Genomic DNA, 21161 nt, shown 5'->3' with positions numbered 1-21161 from the left:
CGCCGCATCGAAGGTTTAGTGTTCCCCATACCGGGTCAGGTTCAAAGCCTGATGACCGACCGCAAGCGCGACCAGCCATTTCCCGTCAGGTTTGCGCGCTTTTTCGTCGCGCTCTGCGCCGTGCATGTAAGGAGTGGCGATGCATGTCTGCAACAGGTCAAAAGTAAAACGCGGGGCTCCGAAATAATCCCGTAGTATCAAACTGTTACATTTGCCAATGAGAGAGGCGTGAAGCATGATTTGCGGGTGAGGTGCCAATTTGGCCGCATTTGCCAGCGCTTCTGCTGTCTCCGCTGCTGCGCTTTCCGTGGCAAAGCCATCAGAACAATCTATTCCGGTCGTCCGCCCTGTGCTGTCCGGGATTGGAACGATTCTGCCGTCAGAATGAAGGATCACTATGCGTAAATTTCTCCTCGCTCTCACCCTGGTGTCGGCATCGCTTTCGACGGCGGCCGTCGCCCAGCAGCGCGGCACCCCTGAAGAGCAAAAGGCCTGCACCCGCGACGTGCAGAAATTCTGCCGTCCCGTTATCGATCAGGGCGATTTCACCATTCTGGCCTGCCTGAAGGAGAACCGCTCGAAGATCTCGGCGGCTTGCGATCAGGTTCTGAAAGCCAACGGCCAATAAGCCCACCGGGCGCCCGAAAAAGCCCCTTGCGCCGCCCCTGCGGGCCCAAACCCCGCAGGGCAAAATATCGCCCGCAGGGCAGGGTATCGAGAGACAGGATTGGTTTTACGGTCGCATTCCCCTATATGGGGGCCGCGACGGTTCCGCCCGGCGTGAACCCGCGCAAAGCCTGAAAAAGCCTTGTCCAGCCAGACGATTGTTAACCAATCCTCGATGACCTCTGCGAACGAATTGAGATCCGGAAAGGGTGACCGCGACGAGAATTTTCCCGTCGCGTCCTGGATCATTCATCCCCGTCATCGCGCCCTCATTCTGGCGTTCTACAATTTCGTCCGCACGGCCGACGATATCGCCGATCACGCCACGCTGAAGCCCGACGAGAAGCTCGCTTTCCTCGATCTGTTCGAGCGCGAGCTCCTCGGCAATGGCGACACGCAGGCCGAGGCGGTGATCCTGCGCCGTGCGCTGGCCGAGCGCGGCATGCCGCCGCGCCATGCGCTCGACGTGCTCGTTGCCTTCCGGATGGACGTGACCAAGCTGCGCTACGAGACCTGGGACGAGGTCATCCATTATTGCCGCTACTCGGCGATGCCGGTCGGCCGCTTTATGCTCGACGTCCACAACGAGAGCACCTCCACCTGGGCGGCGTCCGATGCGCTCTGCGCCGGCTTGCAGATCAACAATCACCTGCAGGATTGCGGCAAGGATTTCCGCGCGCTCAACCGCGTCTACCTGCCGCGCGATGCGCTCGCCGCGAGCGGCGCGTCGGTCGAGCAGCTCGGGCTCGACCAGTCGCCGCCCGCCATGCTCGGATGTCTCCAGGCGCTCGCCGCGCGCAACGAGCTGCTGCTCAACGAGAGCCGGTCGCTGTGTGCCGAGGTCAGGGATTTCCGTCTCGGCGTCGATATCTCGGTGATCCAGGCCTATGCCGACCGCATCGTGCGCCTGTTGAAGGTGCGCGATCCCCTGCGCGAGCGCGTGCATCTCAACAAGCTCGAGCTCCTCACTTTCAGCCTCGCCGGTATCATCGGCGAAATCGGCCGCCGCGCGATCGGGCGCCGGCCCGTCTCCAATCCGGGGCCCGCACATGACGCTTGAGGCGACCTCGCCCGGCGCCAATTACGGCACGACCGCATCCGGCAGCTCGTTCTACGCCGCGATGCGCATCCTGCCGCGCGACCAGCGCGAGGCCATGTTCCAGATCTACAGCTTCTGCCGGCAGGTCGACGACATCGCCGATTCCGACGGTCCGCGCGACGAGCGGTTGGCCGCGCTTCAGCAATGGCGTGACGACATCGATGCACTCTACCAGGGTCATCCGCCGGCGCGGCTGCAGGACTACGTCGCCTCCGTGAAGACGTTCGGGCTGAAGCGCGAGGATTTCCTCGCCATCGTCGACGGCATGGAGATGGACGTGCCGCAGGACATCCGCGCGCCCGACATGACGACGCTCGATCTCTACTGCGATCGCGTCGCAAGCGCGGTGGGGCGCCTGTCGGTGCGGGTGTTCGGCCTGCCCGAAGAGGACGGCATCCTGCTCGCGCACCATCTCGGCCGCGCGCTCCAGCTCACCAACATTCTGCGCGACATCGACGAGGACGCAACGCTCGGCCGGCTCTATTTGCCGCGCGAGGCGCTGCTGCATGCCGGCATCACCTCCAACGACCCGAATCGCGTGATCGCAGAGCGGGCGCTGCCGAAGGTGTGCGTGCCGATCGCACAGCGCGCCAAAGCGCATTTCGAGAAGTCGGACGAGATCATGAACCGCAACAAGCGCCGCGCCGTGCGCGCGCCGCGGATCATGTCGAAATACTACCACGCGATTCTGGACCTTCTGATCGCGCGTGGCTTCGCAGCGCCGCGCGCGCCGGTGCGTGTGTCGAAGGTCACACGCATCGCCATCCTTCTCCGTTACGCTTTCCTCTGATGCAAAAGACAGTTCACATCATCGGCGCCGGAATTTCCGGCCTCTCCGCCGCTGTGCGGCTTGCCAATGGCGGCTGGAAAGTCGCCGTGCACGAGGCGACCCAGCAGGCCGGCGGCCGCTGCCGTTCCTATTTCGACGGCGCAACCAATCTCACCATCGACAACGGCAATCATCTGCTGTTGTCGGGCAATCGCCATGCGATCGCTTATGCCCGCTCGATCGGCACTGAGGCCGGGCTGGTCGGGCCGAAGAGTGCGCAGTTTCCCTTCGTCGACCTTGCCACCGGGCAGCGCTGGCAGCTCGATCTCGGCGACGGCCGGCTGCCGAGCTGGGTGTTCGACGAGAGCCGGCGCGTTCCCGACACTGGCCTGATGGATTATCTCAAGCTGGCGCCGCTGGTCTGGGCATCGCCCGACACGCTCGTCGGCAAGTCGATCCCGTGCGAGGGCACGCTCTACCAGCGGCTCGTGCAGCCGCTCCTGCTTGCAGCCCTCAATGTCGATCCGCCCGAGGGGTCGGCGGGCCTTGCGGGTGCCATCGTCCGCGAGACGCTGCTTGCGGGCGGGCAGGCTTGCCGTCCGCTGATCGCACGCGACGGCTTGAGCGCAGTGCTGATCGAGCCCGCGGTGAAATTCCTGCAGGAGCGGGGCCATTCGGTTCAGCTCGGCCACGAGCTGCACGAATTCGTAGCGTCCAATGGCCGCATCAGTGCGCTGAATTTCGGCGGCGAGGACGTGATCCAGCTCGGACCGGACGATGTAGTCGTGATGGCGGTGCCGCCGCGCGCTGCATCAACGCTGCTGCCGGGCGTGAAGACGCCGACCAAGTTCCGCGCAATCGTGAATGCGCATTTCCGCTTTGATCCGCCGCCGGGCGCGGCCCCGATCCTGGGTGTGGTCGGCGGGCTCGTGGAATGGTTGTTCGCCTTCCCGAACCGCCTGTCCGTCACGATCAGCAATGGCGACCGTCTCGTCGATATGCCGCGCGAGGAGCTTGCGCAGGCGATCTGGCGTGACGTCTGCGCGGCCGGCGGCGTTTCCGGCGAATTGCCGGCGTGGCAGATCGTGCGTGAGCGCCGTGCCACTTTCGCCGCAACGCCCGAGCAGAATGGCATGCGTCCCGGACCGGTCACGGCGCACAAAAACCTGTTCCTTGCCGGCGACTGGACTGATACGGGATTGCCTGCAACCATTGAGGGATCGGTCCGGTCCGGCGATCGCGCCGCCGATCTGGTGCTCGGCCTGCGCTAGAAAGCGGGCCAATCGTCCCGGCACAGATCGCCGGTTTTCAATTCGGAAAGAGATCAGAGAGAACGAACCAGATGCATTCGGTCAACAAGAGCGCGAGCAACCGCGAAGTCTTGGAATCGAGCATTGCGTCGGCAACGCAAGGGTTGCTCGGCTTCCAGCAGCCCGACGGCCATTGGGTGTTCGAGCTCGAGGCCGACTGCACGATTCCTGCCGAATACATCCTGCTGCGGCATCATCTCGCCGAGCCGGTCGATGCCGCACTCGAGGCCAAGATCGGCAACTATCTGCGGCGCGTGCAGGGCGCCCATGGCGGCTGGCCGCTGGTGCATGACGGCGCCTTCGACATGAGCGCGAGCGTGAAGGCCTATTTCGCGCTCAAGATGATCGGCGACTCCGTCGACGCGCCGCATATGGTGCGGGCGCGCGAAGCGATCCGCTCCCGTGGCGGCGCGATCAACAGCAACGTCTTCACGCGCTTCACGCTCGCGATGTACGGCGTCGTGACCTGGCGGGCCGTGCCGGTGCTGCCGATCGAGATCATGCTGCTGCCGTTCTGGTCGCCGTTCCATCTCAACAAGATTTCCTACTGGGCGCGTACCACCATCGTGCCGCTGATGGTGCTGGCGGCGCTGAAGCCGCTCGCGCGTAATCCGAAGGGCGTCGGCATCGACGAACTGTTCCTGCAGGATCCGCGCTCGATCGGCATGACCGCCAAGGCGCCGCACCAGAGCATGGGCTGGTTCGTGCTGTTCCGCGCGCTCGACAAGATCCTGCGCGCCGTCGAGCCGTTGTTTCCGAAGAGCCTGCGCAAGCGCGCGATCGACGCTGCGCTCGCCTTCACCGAGGAGCGGCTGAACGGCGAGGACGGCATGGGCGCGATCTATCCGCCGATGGCCAACATCGTCATGATGTACGACGCGCTCGGCAAGGACGAGAATTTCCCGCCGCGCGCGATCACGCGCCGGGGCATCGACAAGCTGCTCGTGATCAAGGACGAGGAAGCCTATTGCCAGCCCTGCGTCTCGCCGGTGTGGGATACGACGCTGACCGCCCACGCGCTGCTCGAGGCAGGCGGCCCGCAAGCCGTGGCGGCCACCAAGCAGGGCCTCGACTGGCTGATCCCGAAGCAGGTGCTCGACGTGAAGGGCGACTGGGCAGCGAAGCGGCCCGAGACGCGCCCGGGCGGCTGGGCCTTCCAGTACAACAACGCCCATTATCCCGATCTCGACGACACCGCCGTGGTTGTCATGTCGATGGACCGCATGCGCCGGGAGCACGGCACGGCCGGCTACGACGCTGCGATCGACCGCGGCCGCGAGTGGATCGAGGGCATGCAGAGCGACGACGGCGGCTGGGCTGCCTTCGACGTGAACAACCTCGAATATTATTTGAACAACATCCCGTTCTCGGACCACGGTGCGCTGCTCGACCCGCCGACCGAGGACGTCACCGCGCGCTGCGTCTCGATGCTGGCCCAGCTCGGCCAGACCCAGGCGAACAACAAGGCTGTCGCGGCCGGGATCGCCTATCTGCGCAAGACCCAGCACCCGGAGGGCTCCTGGTACGGCCGCTGGGGCATGAATTTCGTCTACGGCACCTGGTCGGTGCTGTGCTCGCTGAACATGGCCGGGGTCGACCACAAGGATCCGATGATTCGGAAGGCGGCCGACTGGCTGGTCTCGATTCAGAACAAGGACGGCGGCTGGGGCGAGGACGCCGTCAGCTACCGGCTGGATTACAAGGGCTGGGAGGCCGCGCCCTCGACGGCCTCGCAAACGGCATGGGCTTTGCTTGCCCTGATGGCGGCGGGCGAGGTGGATCATCCCTCGGTCGCCCGTGGGGTGGAGTACCTGATTGCAACACAGAACCAAAAAGGGCTGTGGGACGAGCAGCGCTATACCGCTACAGGCTTCCCCCGCGTGTTTTATCTACGCTATCATGGTTACCCGAAGTTCTTTCCGCTGTGGGCGCTGGCGCGGTACCGGAACTTGAGGAACACCAACAGCAGGGTGGTAGGGGTCGGAATGTGACTTTGGGGACGGGGGACTATTTTACCGCAGGTAATGAAATCGACCTGCGGCCGATACTCATTGTGACCGGCCTGGTTCAGGAGGCCCGCATCGCGGCGGGGCCCGGAATGGCCGTCATCTGCTCGTCCAGCAGCCCGACGCAATTGCGCTCGCTCCTGACCGTGGTGGACCCCGAGACCGTTCGGGGCGTGATCTCCTTTGGCGTCGCCGGGGGGCTCGATCCCAGCCTGCGCTCGGGCGACGTCGTGGTCGCCACCGAAGTCCTGGCAGGCGACGCCCGCTGGGCCGCTGGTCTGGCGCTCGGCGACGACCTCATCGACAAGCTCACCTCCGGCCGCCGCCGCGTCGTCCGCGGCAGCCTTGCCGGCGCCGAGGAAGTGGTCATGCGCCGCTCCTGCAAGGCGGCGCTCCACTCGGAGACGGGGGCCGCGGCCGTCGACATGGAAAGCCACATCGCGGCGGCCTACGCGGCCGAGGCGGGGCTGCCCTTTGCCGCCATCCGTGTGATCAGCGATCCCGCCCACCGTGCGCTGCCGGCACTGGCGCGTGCCGCGATCAAGCCCAACGGCAAGATCGACGTCGCAACCGTCCTGCGCGGCGTCGCGCGCAATCCGACCACGCTGAGCGCTTTGGTCTCGACCGGCATCGATTTCAACCGCGCGCTGCGTAGCTTGCGCGGCTGCCGCGACTATCTCGTCGGCGACGAAGGGCTGATCCCCGAGACGGCTTGAGATTTTCGAGCACGCTGGACAACAAAAAGGCCCGATCGCCAGGCGATCGGGCCTTTGCTTTTTGAGCGTGCCTGAAAGCGTCAGGCGGCGGTCGAGGCCTTCTGTTGCGCAGCCTCGGCCTCGTCGCGGCGGATCTCGGAGAGCTTCTTCTGCACCTGCTCCGAGAAGATGTACTGCGCCGGGCGCTGCTTGGTGAGGTCGATCTCTGGCGCCATCGGGCCAGAGGTCTTGACGCCACGGAGCGACACCCACGCCGCCTTCAGCGGGTTGGTCAGCGCCGCGGTCGCAGCCGTCGGCTCGTAGCCGCAATGGGCCATACAGTCGGCGCACTTCTCGTACTTGCCGGTGCCGTAGGAATCCCAGTCGGTGGTGTCCATCAGCTCCTTGAAGGTTTTTGCATAGCCTTCACCGAGCAGATAGCAGGGCTTCTGCCAGCCAAAAATGTTGCGGGCGGGCATGCCCCAGGGCGTGCACTCGTATTCCTGGTTGCCGGCGAGGAAGTCCAGGAACAGGCCGGAATGCATGAAATTCCACTTCTTGCCCTTGCCGAGCGCAAAGACGTCGCGGAACAGTTTTTTGGTCTTGGTGCGGTTGAGGAAGTGCTCCTGGTCCGGCGCACGCTCATAGGCGTAGCCCGGTGACATCGACACGCCGACGCCGAGTTCGACGGTGAGGTCGAGGAATTTTGCGATCTCTTCGGCCGGATGGCCGTCGAAGATCGTCGCGTTGACGTTGACGGTGAAGCCACGCGCCTTCGCGGCCTTGATCGCGGAGACGGCGCGGTCGAACACGCCCTTCTGCGACACGGCCTTGTCGTGGTGGTCCTTCAAGCCGTCGAGATGCACCGAGAAGAACAGGTAGGGCGAGGGCTCGAACAGGTCGAGCTTCTTCTCGAGCAGCAGCGCGTTGGTGCAGAGCGAGACGAACTTCTTGCGTTCGACGAGGCCGCGCACGATCTCGCCGATCTCCTTGTGAATCAGCGGTTCGCCGCCGGGGATGGCGACCATCGGCGCGCCGCACTCGTCGGCGGCGTCCCAACACTCCTGCGCCGTCATCCGGCGGTTGAGGATCGCGTCCGGATAGTCGATCTTGCCGCAGCCGACGCAAGCGAGATTGCAGCGAAACAGCGGCTCCAGCATCAACACGAGCGGATAGCGTTTGCGGCCAAGCAGTTTCTGCTTGAGCAAATAGCCGCCAATACGCATTTCCTTGAAGAAGGGTATAGCCATTACACGTTTCTTTCTGGGCTTGGAATTCAGGTAGGTCAGCTTGCGGCGAGTTCTGCCGGAAGCCGGAATTCGATGTTCTCCTCGCGGCCCGGGAGCACCGAGACCGTGACCGGTCCGATCCGTCGCAGGGCCTCAATCACGTCATCCACGAGAACTTCAGGCGCCGAGGCGCCGGCCGTGATGCCGACGGTCTTGACGCCTTTCAACCACTCCGGATTGAGCTTGCTGCCATCGGCGATCAGATAGCTCGCGACGCCGGCCTCAGTGCCGATTTCGCGGAGCCGGTTCGAATTCGAACTATTGGCGGCGCCCACCACCAAAATCAGATCGACCAGCTTGCTCAAATCCCTTACCGCAGATTGGCGGTTCTGTGTCGCATAGCAGATATCCCGGATGTCCGGGCCTTGAATATCTGTAAAACGGGCCTTCAGGGCCGCAATAATGTCCTTGGTGTCGTCGACGGACAGCGTGGTCTGGGTAATGTAAGCCGCCGGGGCGTCCTCCGGGAGCGTTAACGCCTTGACGTCCTCGACGTTCTGCACCAGCAGCACCGGGCCCGGTACCTGGCCCATGGTGCCCTCGACCTCGGGGTGGCCGGCATGCCCGATCAGGATCAGGACGCGGCCTTTCGACATGTAGCGCTTCCCCTGATTGTGAACTTTCGTGACCAGGGGGCAGGTGGCATTCAGTACGGGCAGGTTGCGCGCGGCGGCCTCTTCCTCGACGCTGCGCGCCACGCCATGGGCGCTGAACACGGTCACGGCCATCGGCGGCACTTCGGACAGGTCCTCGACGAAGATCGCGCCCTTGTTCTTCAGGCTCTCGACGACGTATTTGTTGTGCACGATCTCGTGGCGCACGTAGACCGGCGGGCCGTACTTCTCCAGCGCCCGTTCCACGATCTCGATCGCACGCACCACGCCGGCGCAAAAGCCGCGCGGCTGCGCTAGATAAACTTCCATTGGACGCCCATCACGCAAGTTGCACCAATTCGTTCAGTTGTCCCCGGAGGCACCCCGGTACTTACCAATGAGTTGCAATATCCGCACCATTGGTTTCCCGCGGGCGGTTCCGCCGCAGTCCCCTTGGACCCAAGCGCACGGAGATACCGGGCTTTGTGTCAAAAAATCGGTCCGGAGGAAAGGCCGTAGGCGCTTTCGGGTTCCCGACCGAGTCTCTTGTGCGGTAATATAGTAAGCAAAAGCCGCAAGGCCAAGTGTCTCACCGGTTCGTCACTTTACGGCCTCAAGTGGGGGGCTATACCGGCCCGACGCGTGGTTTTGCCATGTTCTTCCTCAATTTCCTCGAACCTTCACCGGGCTAGAACCACCCAAAACAGCAATAGGTTTCGCCTGGGAACTCCGATAAAGAGCGGGCGTTTCCGGCAAGCTGTTAACGCTAGAAAGAAAAGATGTGCTGCAAAGTATAGTCGTTGCGATCGTCAGGGCCTGCACCCGGTTTGCCACCCTCGTTGTTGTCCTCGGGCTCCTGCTGTCGATCGCGGCGGGCTACTATGCGGCGCGCCACTTCGCCATCAATACCGACATCAATTCGCTGATCGCCCAGAACCTCGACTGGCGCCAGCGCGACCAGCTTTTTGACCGCGCCTTCGACCGCGACGCGACGATTCTCGCCGTCGTCGAGGCCGCCACGCCGGAGCTGACCAATTCGGCCGCCGACGCGCTCTTTGCCAAGCTGAAGGACGACAAGACGAACTTCCAGTCGATGCAGCAGCTCGGCAGCGGCGAGTTCTTCGAGAAGAACGGACTTCTGTTCCTGCCGACGGAAGAGGTCGGCAAGATCACCAGCCAGTTCGAATCCGCAGCTCCCCTGATCGAGATCATGGCGGGCGATCCGTCGATCCGTGGCCTGACCGGCGCGCTGGAGACAGGGCTTGCCGGCGTCAAGCGCGGCCAGGTCAAGCTCGACAACACCGAGCGTCCCTTCAACCTGATCGCCCAGACGGTCGAGACCGTGCTGAAGAAGGGCAACGCGACCTTCTCCTGGCGCGAGCTCGTCAGCGACAAGCCGCTCGAAGCGTCCGACAAGCGGGCCTTCATCGAGTTCAAGCCGGTCCTCGATTACAACGCGCTCGAGCCCGGCAAGGGTGCGACCGACGCGATCCGGAAAGCGGCGACTGAACTGGACTTTGCCGGCAAGTACCAGGCGCGCGTGCGCCTCACCGGACCGGTGCCGATCGCAAACGAGGAATACGCCACCGTCCAGGAGGGCGCGGTCGTCAACGGCATCGGCACCGTCGTCGTCGTGCTGCTGATCTTGTGGTTGGCGCTGCATTCGTCGAAGATCATCTTCGCGGTGTTCGTCAATCTGTTCGTCGGGCTTGCGATCACCACCGCGGCCGGTCTCATGATGGTGGGTTCGCTCAATCTGCTGTCGATTGCATTCGCGGTGCTGTTCGTCGGTCTCGGCGTCGACTTCGGTATCCAGTACAGCGTCCGCTACCGCTCGGAGCGCTACAAGCACAATGATCTCTCGGGTGCGCTGGTGCTGGCGGCCAAACGTTCGGCCGTGCCGCTGTCGCTCGCGGCGATGGCTACCGCCGCTGGATTCCTCTGCTTCATGCCGACCGACTACAAGGGCATTTCCGAGCTCGGCCAGATCGCCGGCGTCGGTATGCTCGTGGCATTTCTGTCGAGCATCACCGTGCTGCCGGCGCTGTTGAAGCTGCTCAACCCGCCCGGCGAAATGGAGCCGGTCGGCTACGCCTTCCTGGCTCCGCTCGACCGCTTCCTGGAGACGCATCGGGTGCTGATCGTGGGTGGCACGCTGTTTCTGGCACTCGCAGGCCTGCCGCTGCTCTACTTCATGAAGTTCGACTTCAACCCGATGAACCTGCGCAATCCGAACGCCGAGTCGATCGCGACGTTCCTCGACCTGCGCAAGGATCCCAACACTGGTGCCAACGCCATCAACGTGCTGGTCAACTCCGAAGAGCAGGCCAGGCAGATCGAGGCCAAGCTCGAGAAGCTGCCGGAGGTTCTGCGGGTGATGTCGCTCGACAGCTTCGTGCCACCGGACCAGGGGCCGAAGCTGAAGCTGATCGCGCAAGGAGCCAAGGTGCTCAACCCCGCGCTCAATCCGGACCAGATCGACGCCGAGCCGACCGACCAGGAGAATGTCGACGCGCTGAAGTCGTCGGTCGAAAGCCTGCGCCGGACCGCCGGCGGCGACAAGGGGCCGGGCGCGGTCGCTTCACGGCGGCTTGCGGACGCGCTGCAAAAGCTCGCCGAGTCCGACGAGGCGACCCGCAACAAGGCGCAAGCCGTGTTCGTCACGCCGATGAAGATCGTGTTCGACCAGCTTCGCAATGCGATGCAGGCCGGACCGGTGACGCTGGACAGTCTGCCGCCCGATCTCGTCTCGGCGTGGAAGAGCAAGGACGGCATCATCCGCGTCGAGGCGCTGCCGCGCGGCGACCCCAACGACAACGATACGCTGCGCAAATTTGCCGCTGCCGTGCTCGCCGCCGAGCCGACCGCGATCGGCGGGCCTGTGTCGATCCTGAAGTCCGGCGACACCGTCGTGAAGGCGTTCATCCACGCCGGCGTCTACGCGCTCCTCGTGATCGGCCTCTTGCTGTGGATCACGCTGCGGCGGATCACCGACGTGCTGATGACATTGGTGCCGCTTCTGGTTGCAGGCGCGGTCACGCTCGAAATCTGCGTGTTGATCGGGCTGCCGCTCAACTTCGCCAACATCGTCGCGTTCCCGCTGCTGCTCGGCATCGGCGTCGCGTTCAAGATCTACTATGTCGTGGCCTGGCGCTCCGGCAGGACAAACCTGCTGCAAACCAGCCTGACGCGGGCGATCTTTTTCAGCGCGCTGACGACGGCGACCGCATTCGGCAGCCTGTGGCTGTCGAGCCATCCCGGCACGTCGAGCATGGGCAAGCTGCTTGCGCTGTCGCTCGTGACCACGCTCGCGGCAGTGCTATTGTTTCAGCCGGCCCTCATGGGCAAACCCCGCAATCTCAGGGAGTAGGCAGATGTCGCCGACGGTGTCGGCGGCTCCCTTCTGGCCGGGCTTCGCAACCGCGCCGGTGCTCTTCTGGGCGCCGGTGGCGGGCGGAGCAGCAGGCGCGGCCATCTTGGGCGCGGCGCCTGTGGTCTTCGGCGCGCCCTTGGCCATGCTGTTGGCGGGGCTCGAGGGGATCGGCGGGGCGACACGGGTCCAGGTCTCGCCGCCGCACAGGAAGCCGAGCACGCAGCCCTTGATCTCGAGCTGATCGGTGCCGACGGGCGTGATGGTCGAGGAGTAGAGCTGGCCGTCCTGGGCGTTATAGACTTGGCCTTCCCATTGATCGACGCCGGCCTTCTTCTTCATGTCGATCAGGATCGCCATGCCCAGGCTAGGCCTGCTCCTTTTCGAGACATCAGGATTGTGCTCGTCGCGGCCGCCCGGGGTCTTTTCCCAGGACACTGCGCCCCACATGCTGCCGTTGCATTGCGCCACGCGAATGTTGGCGACGCCGTCGGCGACCCGCCAGTCGCCGGTGGGATCGGCAGCGAGCGCCGGTGTCAGGCAGGTGTAACCACAAGCCAGTATTATTCCGGAGTAAAGGGATAAACGCATGATAGTTCCTCGGCAGTGCAACATGGTCTAAAGCTGTGCTTGCGAAGATGGTCCGAAAAAGGGCAAAAGGCCGCAACCATCGTTTTCTGTTGACGAAACAGCCATCAACCGAAGTATGTAGCGGATGCACAGTCCAAATCCAGACTTAGCCCAGCTATTTGCGGACCGCCAGACGCAGCGCAGTGCTCTGCATACGCGATACCTGAACGAGCAGTTCGTTCGCGTTCTCAAGACGATCGGGTATGACGTCGGCTTCCAGAAAGGCCAGGGGCAGTACCTCTACGACCGCGACGGCGCGCGCTATCTCGACCTGTTGTCCGGCTTTGGCGTGTTCGGGATCGGACGCAATCATCCGGTCATGCGCGAGGCACTCAAGAGCGTCATTGATGCCGACCTGCCCAATCTCGTCCAGTTCGACGTCTCGACGCTCGCCGGCGTGCTCGCCGAGCGGCTGCTGAAATATGCGCCGTATCTCGACAAGGTGTTCTTTGCGAATTCCGGCGCGGAGACGGTCGAGGCCGCCATCAAGTTTGCGCGCGGCGCCACCGGGCGTCCCGGCATCGTCTATTGCGCGCATGGCTATCACGGCCTGACCTATGGCGCGCTGTCGCTCACTGGCGATTCGAATTTCCGCACCGGCTTCGAGCCGCTGCTGCCGGGCTGCACCTCGATCCCGTTCAACGATCTTGCCGCGCTCGAGAAGGCGCTGTCCTCACGCGAGGTCGCGGCCTTCGTCGTCGAGCCGATCCAGGGCAAGGGCGTCAACATGCCCACCGACGAATTTTTGCCGGGCGCGGCCGCGCTCTGCAAGAAGTACGGCACGCTGTTCGTCGCCGACGAGATCCAGACCGGCATGGGCCGCACCGGCCGCTTCCTCGCGGTCGAGCACTGGAACGTTGAGCCCGACATGGTCCTGTTGTCGAAGTCGCTGTCGGGCGGTCACGTGCCGGTCGGCGCGCTGCTGACGCGCAAGGCCATCTTCGACAAGATCTTTAACCAGATGGACCGTGCCGTCGTGCACGGTTCGACCTTCTCCAAGAACGATCTCGCGATGGCCGCCGGCATTGCCACGCTCGACATCATGGAGTCGGAGAAGCTGATCGAGTCGGCCGCGAAGCGCGGCGCCGAATTGCGCCTCGCGCTGACGCGCATGGTGCCGGGCTACGAGCTCCTGAAAGAGGTTCGCGGCAAGGGCCTGATGATCGGCGTCGAGTTCGGGCCGCCGAAATCGCTGCGCCTGAAGGCGTCCTGGAACGTGCTCGAGACCGCCAACAAGGGCCTGTTCTGCCAGCTCATCACCGTGCCGCTGTTCAAGGATCACAAGATCCTCACCCAAGTGGCCGGTCACGGCAGCCACACTATCAAGCTGCTGCCGCCGCTCACCATCACCGAAGAAGACTGCAACTGGATCGAAAAGGCGTTCGACGACGTCATCGCCGGCAGTCACAAGGTCCCCGGTGCGATCTGGTCGCTCGGCAAGACGCTGGTTGATAACGCGGTGCGGCGGTCGGCGTAAGTTCCGGCCGCGGCCTGGTGTCGCGATGTGCGACCTGCTGAAGCAGTCCGCCTACAAAACCCCGAAGCAGCACTTACTTTCCCGGCGTTGATCTGACCGGGAGAGGAGTTGCCTATGCCTGTCACTGGTGGCTGTCATTGCGGTGCGATCCGCTATGAGGTGAACGGCGATATGATGGTGCACGCGCTGTGCCATTGCACCGATTGCCGTCGCCATGCCGGGGCACCGATGGTCGGCTGGGCGATGTATCCGCAGGAAGCCGTCAAGGTGGTCCGTGGCGAGCCGAAGATTTATCGATCCTCCGAGCATGGACGGCGGCATTTCTGCGCGGATTGCGGCACCGGACTTTTCTACGTCAACGAAAACATGATGCCCGGCGTCATCGACATCCAGAGCGGCACCCACGATGACCCCGATGCTGCCCCGCCCATGATGCACATCCAGGTCGCCGAGCGCCTCAGCTGGATGGAGCGGGCCCACGAATTGCCCGTTTTCGAGCGCTACCCGCCGCAGGAATAGTGGCGTGCGCAGGCGCCCCACAACTACCCCTCCACATTCGCCTTCATCGCCGCCTCGAACTTGTCCGTGAACTCCACGAGTTCGTCGGCGCCGAGATCGCTGACGGCCCAGAAGTTCAGACCGCGATTGGTCCAGTGGCGGCAATTGAAGCCTTGCATCGTTTCGGTCTTCGGCGGGCGAAGCGCGGTGTTCGCGGTCTGCGCCACGAACAGGTTGATGACATGTTGCCGGCGGCGATAGACCACCGCGCCTAGTGCGCGGGCGTCGATGTAGTCGAGCCGGCCGCCGACCAGCGTAAAGCCCTGCGCGGTGAGGTCGATGACAGGCGGGGCGACGTCGAGCTTGCCGTTGAACCACGGTTTGACGGTGTGCTGGTCGGTGGAGATCACGTCGGTAAGGTGGCCGGCCTGGAGCGAGCGCAGATGCGCCGACACCATTTCCGACAGGATGCGTTGCTGGTCGTCCTGGCGCAGCACGATCGCGACGAGACCGGTGGCGGCCAGGGCCGAGACCGCCGATCCCATGGCAAAGCCGCGCAGCACGGCACGGCGATTGGGTTGCTGCGCCTGCGGCGGCAGCGACGCCTCGATGCGCGCGCGCAGTTGCGCGGGCGCCGTGTAGCGCAAATTGGTGTCGGCGAGCACCCGCTTCATGTCGCGATAGGCCGCAAGCTCGGACGCGCAGCTCGCGCAAGTCGCGACATGGGCCTCGACCTCGCGCGCGTGGCCGGCGTCGAGCTCGCCGTCGATCAGCGCGTGAAGCAGGATTTTTGCTTCGTCGCAGGTCATTTCGATTGCTCCTCTTCCGCCGTCCAGGCCGCGCGCAGCATGGCGCGGGCGCGGGCGAGGCGGGACATCACGGTGCCGACGGGCGCACCGACGGCGTCTGCGATTTCGCGATAGGACAGGTTGTTGATCTCCCGCAGCACAAAAGTTTCCTTAAACGGCTCGGCCAGCGCGTCGATGAGCTTTCTGATTGCCGTAGCATCGCGGCGACGCAGCACTTCCGCTTCCGGACCTGCTTCGCTCTCGCGCCACAATGGAGTCTGTTCGGCGGCCTCCGGCGCGTCCTCGATCGCCGACGGCCGGTTGGCACGGCGCGCGTATTCGGCGTTGCAGACGTTGCGCAGGATCGCGAACAGCCACGGCTTGATCGCCTCGCCGCGAAACGTGTCGAAATGCCGGAGCGCGCGCAGATAGCATTCCTGCACCGCGTCCTCGGCATCGGAGGCGTCGCGGAGCAGATAGCGCGCCAGCGTATAGACGTCGTCGAGATGCGGCAGTGCCGCCTCGCGGAAGCGCCGTGCCTTGTCCGGATCCTCGCTCGTCGGGGACATCGCCGCTCGCTTTGCCGTTTGGCCGACCGTTGAAGACGTGCGCGCCCGGCCGGGGGCGAGCCACCGGCCAGGCGGAATGGTGATGCCTTGGTTCGAGCCGCTACTCAACCTTGATCATCCCCGTCATGTGCGGGTGCAGCGAACAAAAATATTTGTAGTCGCCGGCGCTCGTGAAAGTGAACGAGAATTTGTCGTCGGTATCGAGCGTCTTGGACCGGAACTTGCCCGCCGAGACGATGGTGTGGGGGATGTCGTCCCGGTTGGTCCAGGTTACGGTGGTGCCGACCTTCACCTTGAGCTCGGCCGGCGCGAAGACGAAATTGTCGATATGCACCTCCATGTCGTTGTCGGCGCGGGCGGTGGCGACCGGAAGCAGAACGGCCGCGGCCACAACGAGACCGAAGTCGCGGCGATTGATTTTTGTCATGTGCAAGAATTCCCGTTCAACCCTGAAGCGGCGTGTCGATGATCGCCAGCCGCTGGTCGCCCTGCTTGAAGTTGATGCTGGCAACGCCGAGCATGGCGCGGAGTTTTGCGTCCTCAACCTTCATCGGACCGGGCGAGGGAGCTGCTCCCGGCGCCGGCTGCGGGAACGCGGTCGAGCGCGCGGTGTGGAAGGTGACGTTACCTTCGACCTTCTGCATGACCTGGTGGATGTGGCCGTTCAGCACGGTGACCGAGCCGAAACCCTTCACGTAGTCGAGCGCACGCGCGCCGTCCTCGGTGCCCCAGCCCCATTGCGGATAGACCGTCCAGAGCGGGATGTGCGCAAACAGCACGACTGGCGTCGATTTCGACTTCCCGCGGAGATCGTCCTCCAGCCAGGCGAGCTGCTCGGCTCCGAGATTGCCGAGCCCGCCGCCCTTGAGGTCGACGACGTTGACGAGGCCGATGAAGTGCACGCCGCCGGCATCGAAGGAGTACCAGCCATGGCCCTTGGTGCCGCGGCCGTAGCGCTCGCGATAAAGCTTCACCTCTTCGTCGATGAAATCGTGCTCGCCGGGCACGTAATGCACGTCGAGCTTGGTCTGCGAGATGATGCGCTCGGCATTGTCGAACTCGGCAGCCTTCGACAGATGGGTGATGTCGCCGGTGTGGATCATGAAGGAAGGTTTTTCCGGCATGGCGTTGATCTTGTTGACCGCTTCTTCCAGCGTGCCGAGTGCGTTGGGATTGGCCGGCTTGTCAAAGCCGACATGGCTGTCGCTGATCTGGAGGAAGGTCATGCCGGGCGCGGTTGCGGCCTGCGCGGAATCGATGATGCCGAGCGAGCGCGGCACGCCGCCCGTGACGGTCCAGAGCACGCCGGTGCCGGCCCAGGTCATGCATTCCAGCACCTTGCGACGGCTCAGGCCGTCGTCACCATGATCGTGTCCGCTCATTGCACGTCTCCTCTCGCCCGGAATTGGGCTTCGGGGAGGTGATCGGGGGAGGGACGGGTTTATTCCCGGGGAGATCGGTCTCTTCGCGAGCGGTGGTGACGTTTTTGTGAGTGGTTTCTTTGGCGAATGGCCGGTTTCACCATCTTGGCGCGTCCCATATGGTGGTCCACCCGTCCTGCCTGCAGCTGTCGTCCTTCTTGTCAATGCGGACTATGACGAAGCTCGAACGTCCGTTCGTCCAGGCAAGTCGATAGCTATGGCGGAGCCGACCGCTGCAAATGATGTCAGATGTTGTTTCGGCCTCAAAGATTCCGGTTCCCTTCTGCAAGGTGATATAGCCCGGCCTGGATGTCGTGCCGAAACCGTAGTCCTGCGCGCGATACGGAAACTCCACCAGCCTTGGCCGTAGCAGATTCTCAAGGTCGAAGACCTGGTGCCAGCCCACGATTCCGGAGCAAAACACAAGGGCGAGACGGCGTCTTTCAACGCTTATGAAACGAACCGGTTCGTGCTTAATGGCATCTTGGTAAGGGCAGCCGGATTGCTCGACTGCGAGCCTGAGCGGCTTTGGCAGCAAAGCCGAGTCTGAGACGTCAAATTCCGTTCGTCCGTTAGCGAGGTTGAACCATTCCCGGCGTGCGTCTCGGAGAGGATCTCCATCCTCTCCGAGCGTGGTTGCGGTCGACACGCATAGTGATATCCCGGCCAGGATGAGCAAGAACAGTATCGATACGGACCGACGCGTCACTTCATTCTCCCGCGAGTAGCCGAAGTCTCAACATGTTGATCTCCCGCACTATCGAGCCGGCCTACTACTTCGCTACTTCGCATCATCCAAGATCATCGCCGCGCCCTTCTCGGCGATCATCGCGGTCGGTGTGTTGGTATTGCCCGATGTGATGGTCGGCATGATCGAGGCGTCGACGATGCGCAGGCCGCCGAGGTCGTAGAAGCGCAGGCGTTCGTCCACGACCGCCATGGGATCGTTCACCGCGCCCATCTTCGCGGTGCCGACGGGATGGAAGATGGTGGTGCCGATATCGCCGGCGGCCTTGGCGAGCGAAGCGTCATCGTCGCCGACGGAAGGGCCGGGCAGATATTCGCTCGGCCGATACTTTGCCAGCGCCTTCTGCTGCATCAGGCGGCGCGTGGTGCGGATCGCGTCGGCTGCGACCTGGCGGTCGTCATCTGTCGACAGATAATTCGGCGCGATGATCGGCTTCTCGTCAGGCGCGGCCGAGCGCAGGCGCACGGCGCCACGCGAGGTAGGTTGCAGATTGCAGGCGCTGACGGTGATGGCGGGGAAGCGGTGCAGGGGATCGCCGAACTTGTCGAGCGAGAGCGGCTGCACGTGGAACTGGATGTTCGCGCGCGATCGCGTCGCATCGGAGCGCGTGAAGATGCCGAGCTGCGAGGGCGCCATGGTCAGGGGACCGCGGCGGCGGAAGGCGTAGTCGAGACCCATCAACCCGCGGCGGAACAGGTTGTAATAGGTCTCGTTCAGCGTCCGCACGCCCTCGACCTTGTAGATCGCGCGCTGCTGGAGATGGTCCTGCAAGTTGCGGCCGATACCGGGCTTGTCCATCACGAGGTCGATGCCGAGCTGGGTGAGCCATTCGGCGGGGCCGATGCCGGAGCGATGCAGCACCTGCACTGAGCCGATCGCGCCGGCTGACAGGATCACCTCGCCCTTGGTGCGGGCCTCGATGGTTTCAGCCCCTTGCTTGAAGCGCACGCCGACGGCGCGGCCCTGCTCGATGATAAGACGATCGACCAGCACGTTCTTTTCGAGCCGCAGGTTTGGCCGGTTGAGCACCGGCTTGAGAAAACCGCGCGCCGACGACCAGCGCCGGCCGCGCTTCTGGTTGACGTGAAAATAGCTGGTGCCTTCGTTATCGCCGGTGTTGAAATCGGGAATGCGCTTGATGCCCATCTCCTCGGCGGCGTCGCCGACGGCATCGAGCACGGTCCAGGACAGCCGCGGCGCCTCGATGCGCCAGCCGCCGCCGACGCCGTGATGCTCGCTGGCCCCGAGGAAATGATCCTCCAGCCGCTTGAACACCGGAAGCACGTCGTCATAGCCCCAGCCGGTCATGCCGAGCTGGCGCCAATGGTCGTAGTCGGCGGCCTGTCCGCGCATCGAGATCATGGCGTTGATCGCGGAGCAGCCGCCGATCACCTTGCCGCGGGGATAGGCGAGCGATCGGCCGTTCAAGCCGGGCTCGGCCTCGGTCTTGAACATCCAGTCCGAGCGCGGATTGCCGATGGCGAAGAGATAGCCGACGGGGATGTGGAACCAGATCCAGTTGTCGTCGCCGCCGGCTTCCAGGATCAGCACGCGGTTCTTCGGATCGGCCGACAGCCGGTTGGCGAGGATGCAGCCGGCCGTGCCGGCTCCGACCACGATATAGTCAAACTCACCCTCAAGCCGCTTTGGCATTCTGCTTCCACCCAAACAGGCGTCATGCCGAGAATAAGCCTTTGGCTTTTCCCGGGCATCCACGCATTTTCTGTCCTAATAGTCAGACGTGGATGGCCAAGACAAGCTGGTGGCAAGCCCGGCCATGACGAGAGGGCAGAGCCACCCCCGGCCCGCAGGAGTTAGGTGGACTGCTGCTTGCATGGTAGACAGTCCGGCACAAATCCAACCGAAAGCTTGAGACCCTCCATGCCCATCGTGAACCGCGTCGCCGACCTTCAGCCCGACATCCAGGCCTGGCGGCGGGACATCCATCAGCACCCGGAATTGCTCTACGATGTGCACCGCACCGCAGCATTCGTGGCTGACAGGCTGCGCGAGTTCGGTTGCGACCAGGTGGTGACCGGTCTCGGTCAGACCGGCGTGGTCGGCGTGATCAAGGGCAAGCAGCCGGCGGGCGGCGACCTCAAGGTCATCGGCCTGCGTGCCGACATGGACGCGCTGCCGATCGAGGAACAGACCAATTTGCCTTACGCGTCCAAGACGCCGGGCAAGATGCACGCCTGCGGCCATGACGGCCATACCGCGATGTTGCTCGGCGCGGCGCGTTACCTCGCCGAGACCCGCAATTTCGCCGGCGATGCGGTCGTGATCTTCCAGCCGGCCGAGGAGGGCGGCGCCGGTGGTGCAGCCATGGTCAAGGACGGGCTGATGGAGCGTTTTGGCATCGACCAGGTCTACGGCATGCACAACGGTCCGGGCATTCCGATCGGCGCCTTCGCGATCCGGCAGGGGCCGATCATGGCGGCGACCGACGAGGTCGACATCAAGATCGAGGGCCTCGGCGGCCACGCCGCGCGTCCGCACAAATGCATCGATTCAGTCATGGTCGGCGCGCAGCTCATCACGGCGCTGCAGTCGATCGTCGCGCGCAGCGTCGATCCCCTGGAGTCCGCCGTTATCTCGATCTGCGAATTCCACGCCGGCAATGCCCGCAACGTCATTCCGCAGACCGCGGAGTTGAAGGGCACGATCCGGACGCTGACGCCCGAGGTGCGCAAGCTCGTCGAGAAGCGCGTGCGCGAGGTGGTGGCGGGCGTGGCCCAGATCACCGGCGCCAAGATCGACCTGCACTATCACAACAACTATCCCGTGACCAACAACCACGCCGCCCAGACCGAAGTCGCGCGGCGCATCGCAAAGCAGGTCGCGGGCGATACCAACGTCCACGAGATGCCGCCGCTGATGGGCGGCGAGGACTTTGCCTACATGCTGGAAGCGCGCCCCGGCGCCTTCATCTTCTGCGGCAATGGCGACAGCGCCGGCCTGCATCACCCCGCCTACAATTTCAACGACGAGGCGATCGTCTACGGCACGTCCTACTGGATCAAGCTGGTGGAGACGTCGCTGGCGGCGTCGTAAGGCCGTTCGATTCTCTATGCCTCCGTCATGCCCGGGCTTGTCCCGGGCATCCACGTGTCAACTCTAGCACCGTCATTCCGGGATGGTCCGAAGGACCAGACCCGGAATCTCGAGATTCTCAGGTGCGCAACTGCGCACCATAGCTCGATGCTGCGCATCGCCCCGGAATGACGTTTCAA

At 63.9% G+C, this 21161-nt stretch carries 19 protein-coding genes; 10 read left to right on the top strand and 9 right to left on the bottom strand.

The features are described 5' to 3' along the window. Positions 1 to 15: 15 nt before the first annotated feature. The gene (locus KUF59_RS29580) at positions 16 to 396 is read right to left on the bottom strand and encodes a hypothetical protein (protein WP_212455719.1); all 381 of its coding nucleotides are present in this window, start codon (positions 394 to 396) and stop codon (positions 16 to 18) included. A 1-nt stretch (position 397) separates the two neighbouring features. Here KUF59_RS29580 and KUF59_RS29575 point away from each other — a divergent pair, with 1 nt between their 5' ends. The 6 genes from KUF59_RS29575 (at position 398) to KUF59_RS29550 (ending at position 6566) form a co-directional block, all read left to right on the top strand. Continuing rightward, complete coding sequence (locus tag KUF59_RS29575; RefSeq protein WP_212455718.1) at positions 398 to 628, top strand: hypothetical protein; 231 nt, start codon at positions 398 to 400, stop codon at positions 626 to 628. 213 nt (positions 629 to 841) lie between these two features. Further along, complete coding sequence (gene hpnC / locus KUF59_RS29570; protein WP_212455717.1) at positions 842 to 1726, top strand: squalene synthase HpnC; 885 nt, start codon at positions 842 to 844, stop codon at positions 1724 to 1726. Beyond that, positions 1716 to 2555 carry a presqualene diphosphate synthase HpnD gene (hpnD, locus tag KUF59_RS29565; RefSeq protein ID WP_212455716.1) on the top strand — a complete coding sequence of 280 codons (840 nt, stop codon included), beginning with the start codon at positions 1716 to 1718 and terminating at the stop codon, positions 2553 to 2555. Before hpnC ends, hpnD begins: the two co-directional genes overlap by 11 nt. After that, positions 2555 to 3805 (top strand): hydroxysqualene dehydroxylase HpnE, encoded by a 1251-nt coding sequence (gene hpnE / locus KUF59_RS29560; protein WP_212455715.1) that lies wholly within the window; start codon positions 2555 to 2557, stop codon positions 3803 to 3805. The genes hpnD and hpnE overlap by 1 nt, the downstream gene beginning before the upstream one ends. A 71-nt stretch (positions 3806 to 3876) precedes the next feature. Then, positions 3877 to 5835 carry a squalene--hopene cyclase gene (gene shc / locus KUF59_RS29555; RefSeq protein WP_212455714.1) on the top strand — a complete coding sequence of 653 codons (1959 nt, stop codon included), beginning with the start codon at positions 3877 to 3879 and terminating at the stop codon, positions 5833 to 5835. After that, the gene (locus KUF59_RS29550) at positions 5832 to 6566 is read left to right on the top strand and encodes a phosphorylase (RefSeq protein WP_212455713.1); all 735 of its coding nucleotides are present in this window, start codon (positions 5832 to 5834) and stop codon (positions 6564 to 6566) included. Before shc ends, KUF59_RS29550 begins: the two co-directional genes overlap by 4 nt. 80 nt (positions 6567 to 6646) lie before the next feature. On the opposite strand, the gene hpnH is transcribed toward KUF59_RS29550, so the two are convergent. Next, positions 6647 to 7795 carry an adenosyl-hopene transferase HpnH gene (gene hpnH, locus KUF59_RS29545; protein ID WP_212455712.1) on the bottom strand — a complete coding sequence of 383 codons (1149 nt, stop codon included), beginning with the start codon at positions 7793 to 7795 and terminating at the stop codon, positions 6647 to 6649. 35 nt (positions 7796 to 7830) lie between these two features. After that, complete coding sequence (gene ispH / locus KUF59_RS29540) at positions 7831 to 8757, bottom strand: 4-hydroxy-3-methylbut-2-enyl diphosphate reductase (RefSeq protein ID WP_212455711.1); 927 nt, start codon at positions 8755 to 8757, stop codon at positions 7831 to 7833. Between the two features lie 451 nt (positions 8758 to 9208). Here ispH and hpnN point away from each other — a divergent pair, with 451 nt between their 5' ends. After that, positions 9209 to 11797: a hopanoid transporter HpnN gene (hpnN, locus tag KUF59_RS29535; protein WP_212455710.1), complete on the top strand. Its 2589-nt coding sequence runs from the start codon at positions 9209 to 9211 to the stop codon at positions 11795 to 11797. Here the strand turns inward: hpnN and KUF59_RS29530 are convergent. Next, positions 11747 to 12388 carry a DUF2147 domain-containing protein gene (locus tag KUF59_RS29530; protein WP_212455709.1) on the bottom strand — a complete coding sequence of 214 codons (642 nt, stop codon included), beginning with the start codon at positions 12386 to 12388 and terminating at the stop codon, positions 11747 to 11749. The two genes, hpnN and KUF59_RS29530, sit on opposite strands and share 51 nt — an antisense overlap. A gap of 124 nt (positions 12389 to 12512) precedes the next feature. Between KUF59_RS29530 and hpnO the strand changes: the two genes are divergently transcribed. Together hpnO and KUF59_RS29520 are read left to right on the top strand one after the other, a co-directional pair. Continuing rightward, positions 12513 to 13904 (top strand): aminobacteriohopanetriol synthase HpnO, encoded by a 1392-nt coding sequence (gene hpnO / locus KUF59_RS29525; protein ID WP_212455708.1) that lies wholly within the window; start codon positions 12513 to 12515, stop codon positions 13902 to 13904. Between the two features lie 114 nt (positions 13905 to 14018). Continuing rightward, positions 14019 to 14423: a GFA family protein gene (locus KUF59_RS29520; RefSeq protein WP_212455707.1), complete on the top strand. Its 405-nt coding sequence runs from the start codon at positions 14019 to 14021 to the stop codon at positions 14421 to 14423. Between the two features lie 23 nt (positions 14424 to 14446). On the opposite strand, the gene KUF59_RS29515 is transcribed toward KUF59_RS29520, so the two are convergent. The 5 genes from KUF59_RS29515 to KUF59_RS29495 all read right to left on the bottom strand — a co-directional run bounded on the left by KUF59_RS29515 (position 14447) and on the right by KUF59_RS29495 (position 19581). Next, positions 14447 to 15211 (bottom strand): anti-sigma factor family protein, encoded by a 765-nt coding sequence (locus KUF59_RS29515; RefSeq protein WP_212455706.1) that lies wholly within the window; start codon positions 15209 to 15211, stop codon positions 14447 to 14449. Continuing rightward, complete coding sequence (locus KUF59_RS29510; protein ID WP_212455705.1) at positions 15208 to 15759, bottom strand: sigma-70 family RNA polymerase sigma factor; 552 nt, start codon at positions 15757 to 15759, stop codon at positions 15208 to 15210. Before KUF59_RS29510 ends, KUF59_RS29515 begins: the two co-directional genes overlap by 4 nt. A 100-nt stretch (positions 15760 to 15859) precedes the next feature. Then, positions 15860 to 16186 carry a cupredoxin domain-containing protein gene (locus tag KUF59_RS29505; RefSeq protein WP_212455704.1) on the bottom strand — a complete coding sequence of 109 codons (327 nt, stop codon included), beginning with the start codon at positions 16184 to 16186 and terminating at the stop codon, positions 15860 to 15862. 16 nt (positions 16187 to 16202) lie between these two features. Next, the gene (locus tag KUF59_RS29500) at positions 16203 to 17141 is read right to left on the bottom strand and encodes a metallophosphoesterase family protein (RefSeq protein ID WP_212455703.1); all 939 of its coding nucleotides are present in this window, start codon (positions 17139 to 17141) and stop codon (positions 16203 to 16205) included. 820 nt (positions 17142 to 17961) lie between these two features. Beyond that, entirely contained in the window at positions 17962 to 19581 is a 1620-nt protein-coding gene (locus KUF59_RS29495; protein ID WP_212455702.1) for a GMC family oxidoreductase, read from the bottom strand. Between the two features lie 228 nt (positions 19582 to 19809). Here KUF59_RS29495 and KUF59_RS29490 point away from each other — a divergent pair, with 228 nt between their 5' ends. Then, positions 19810 to 20982 carry a M20 aminoacylase family protein gene (locus KUF59_RS29490; RefSeq protein ID WP_212455701.1) on the top strand — a complete coding sequence of 391 codons (1173 nt, stop codon included), beginning with the start codon at positions 19810 to 19812 and terminating at the stop codon, positions 20980 to 20982. The last annotated feature ends 179 nt before the right edge of the window (positions 20983 to 21161 follow it).

The sequence above is a fragment of the Bradyrhizobium arachidis genome (genome assembly GCF_024758505.1).
Taxonomy (GTDB): Bacteria; Pseudomonadota; Alphaproteobacteria; order Rhizobiales; family Xanthobacteraceae; genus Bradyrhizobium; species Bradyrhizobium manausense_C.
The sequence above is the reverse complement of the archived record's forward strand: the minus strand, read 5'-3'. Positions and strand labels throughout refer to the sequence as shown.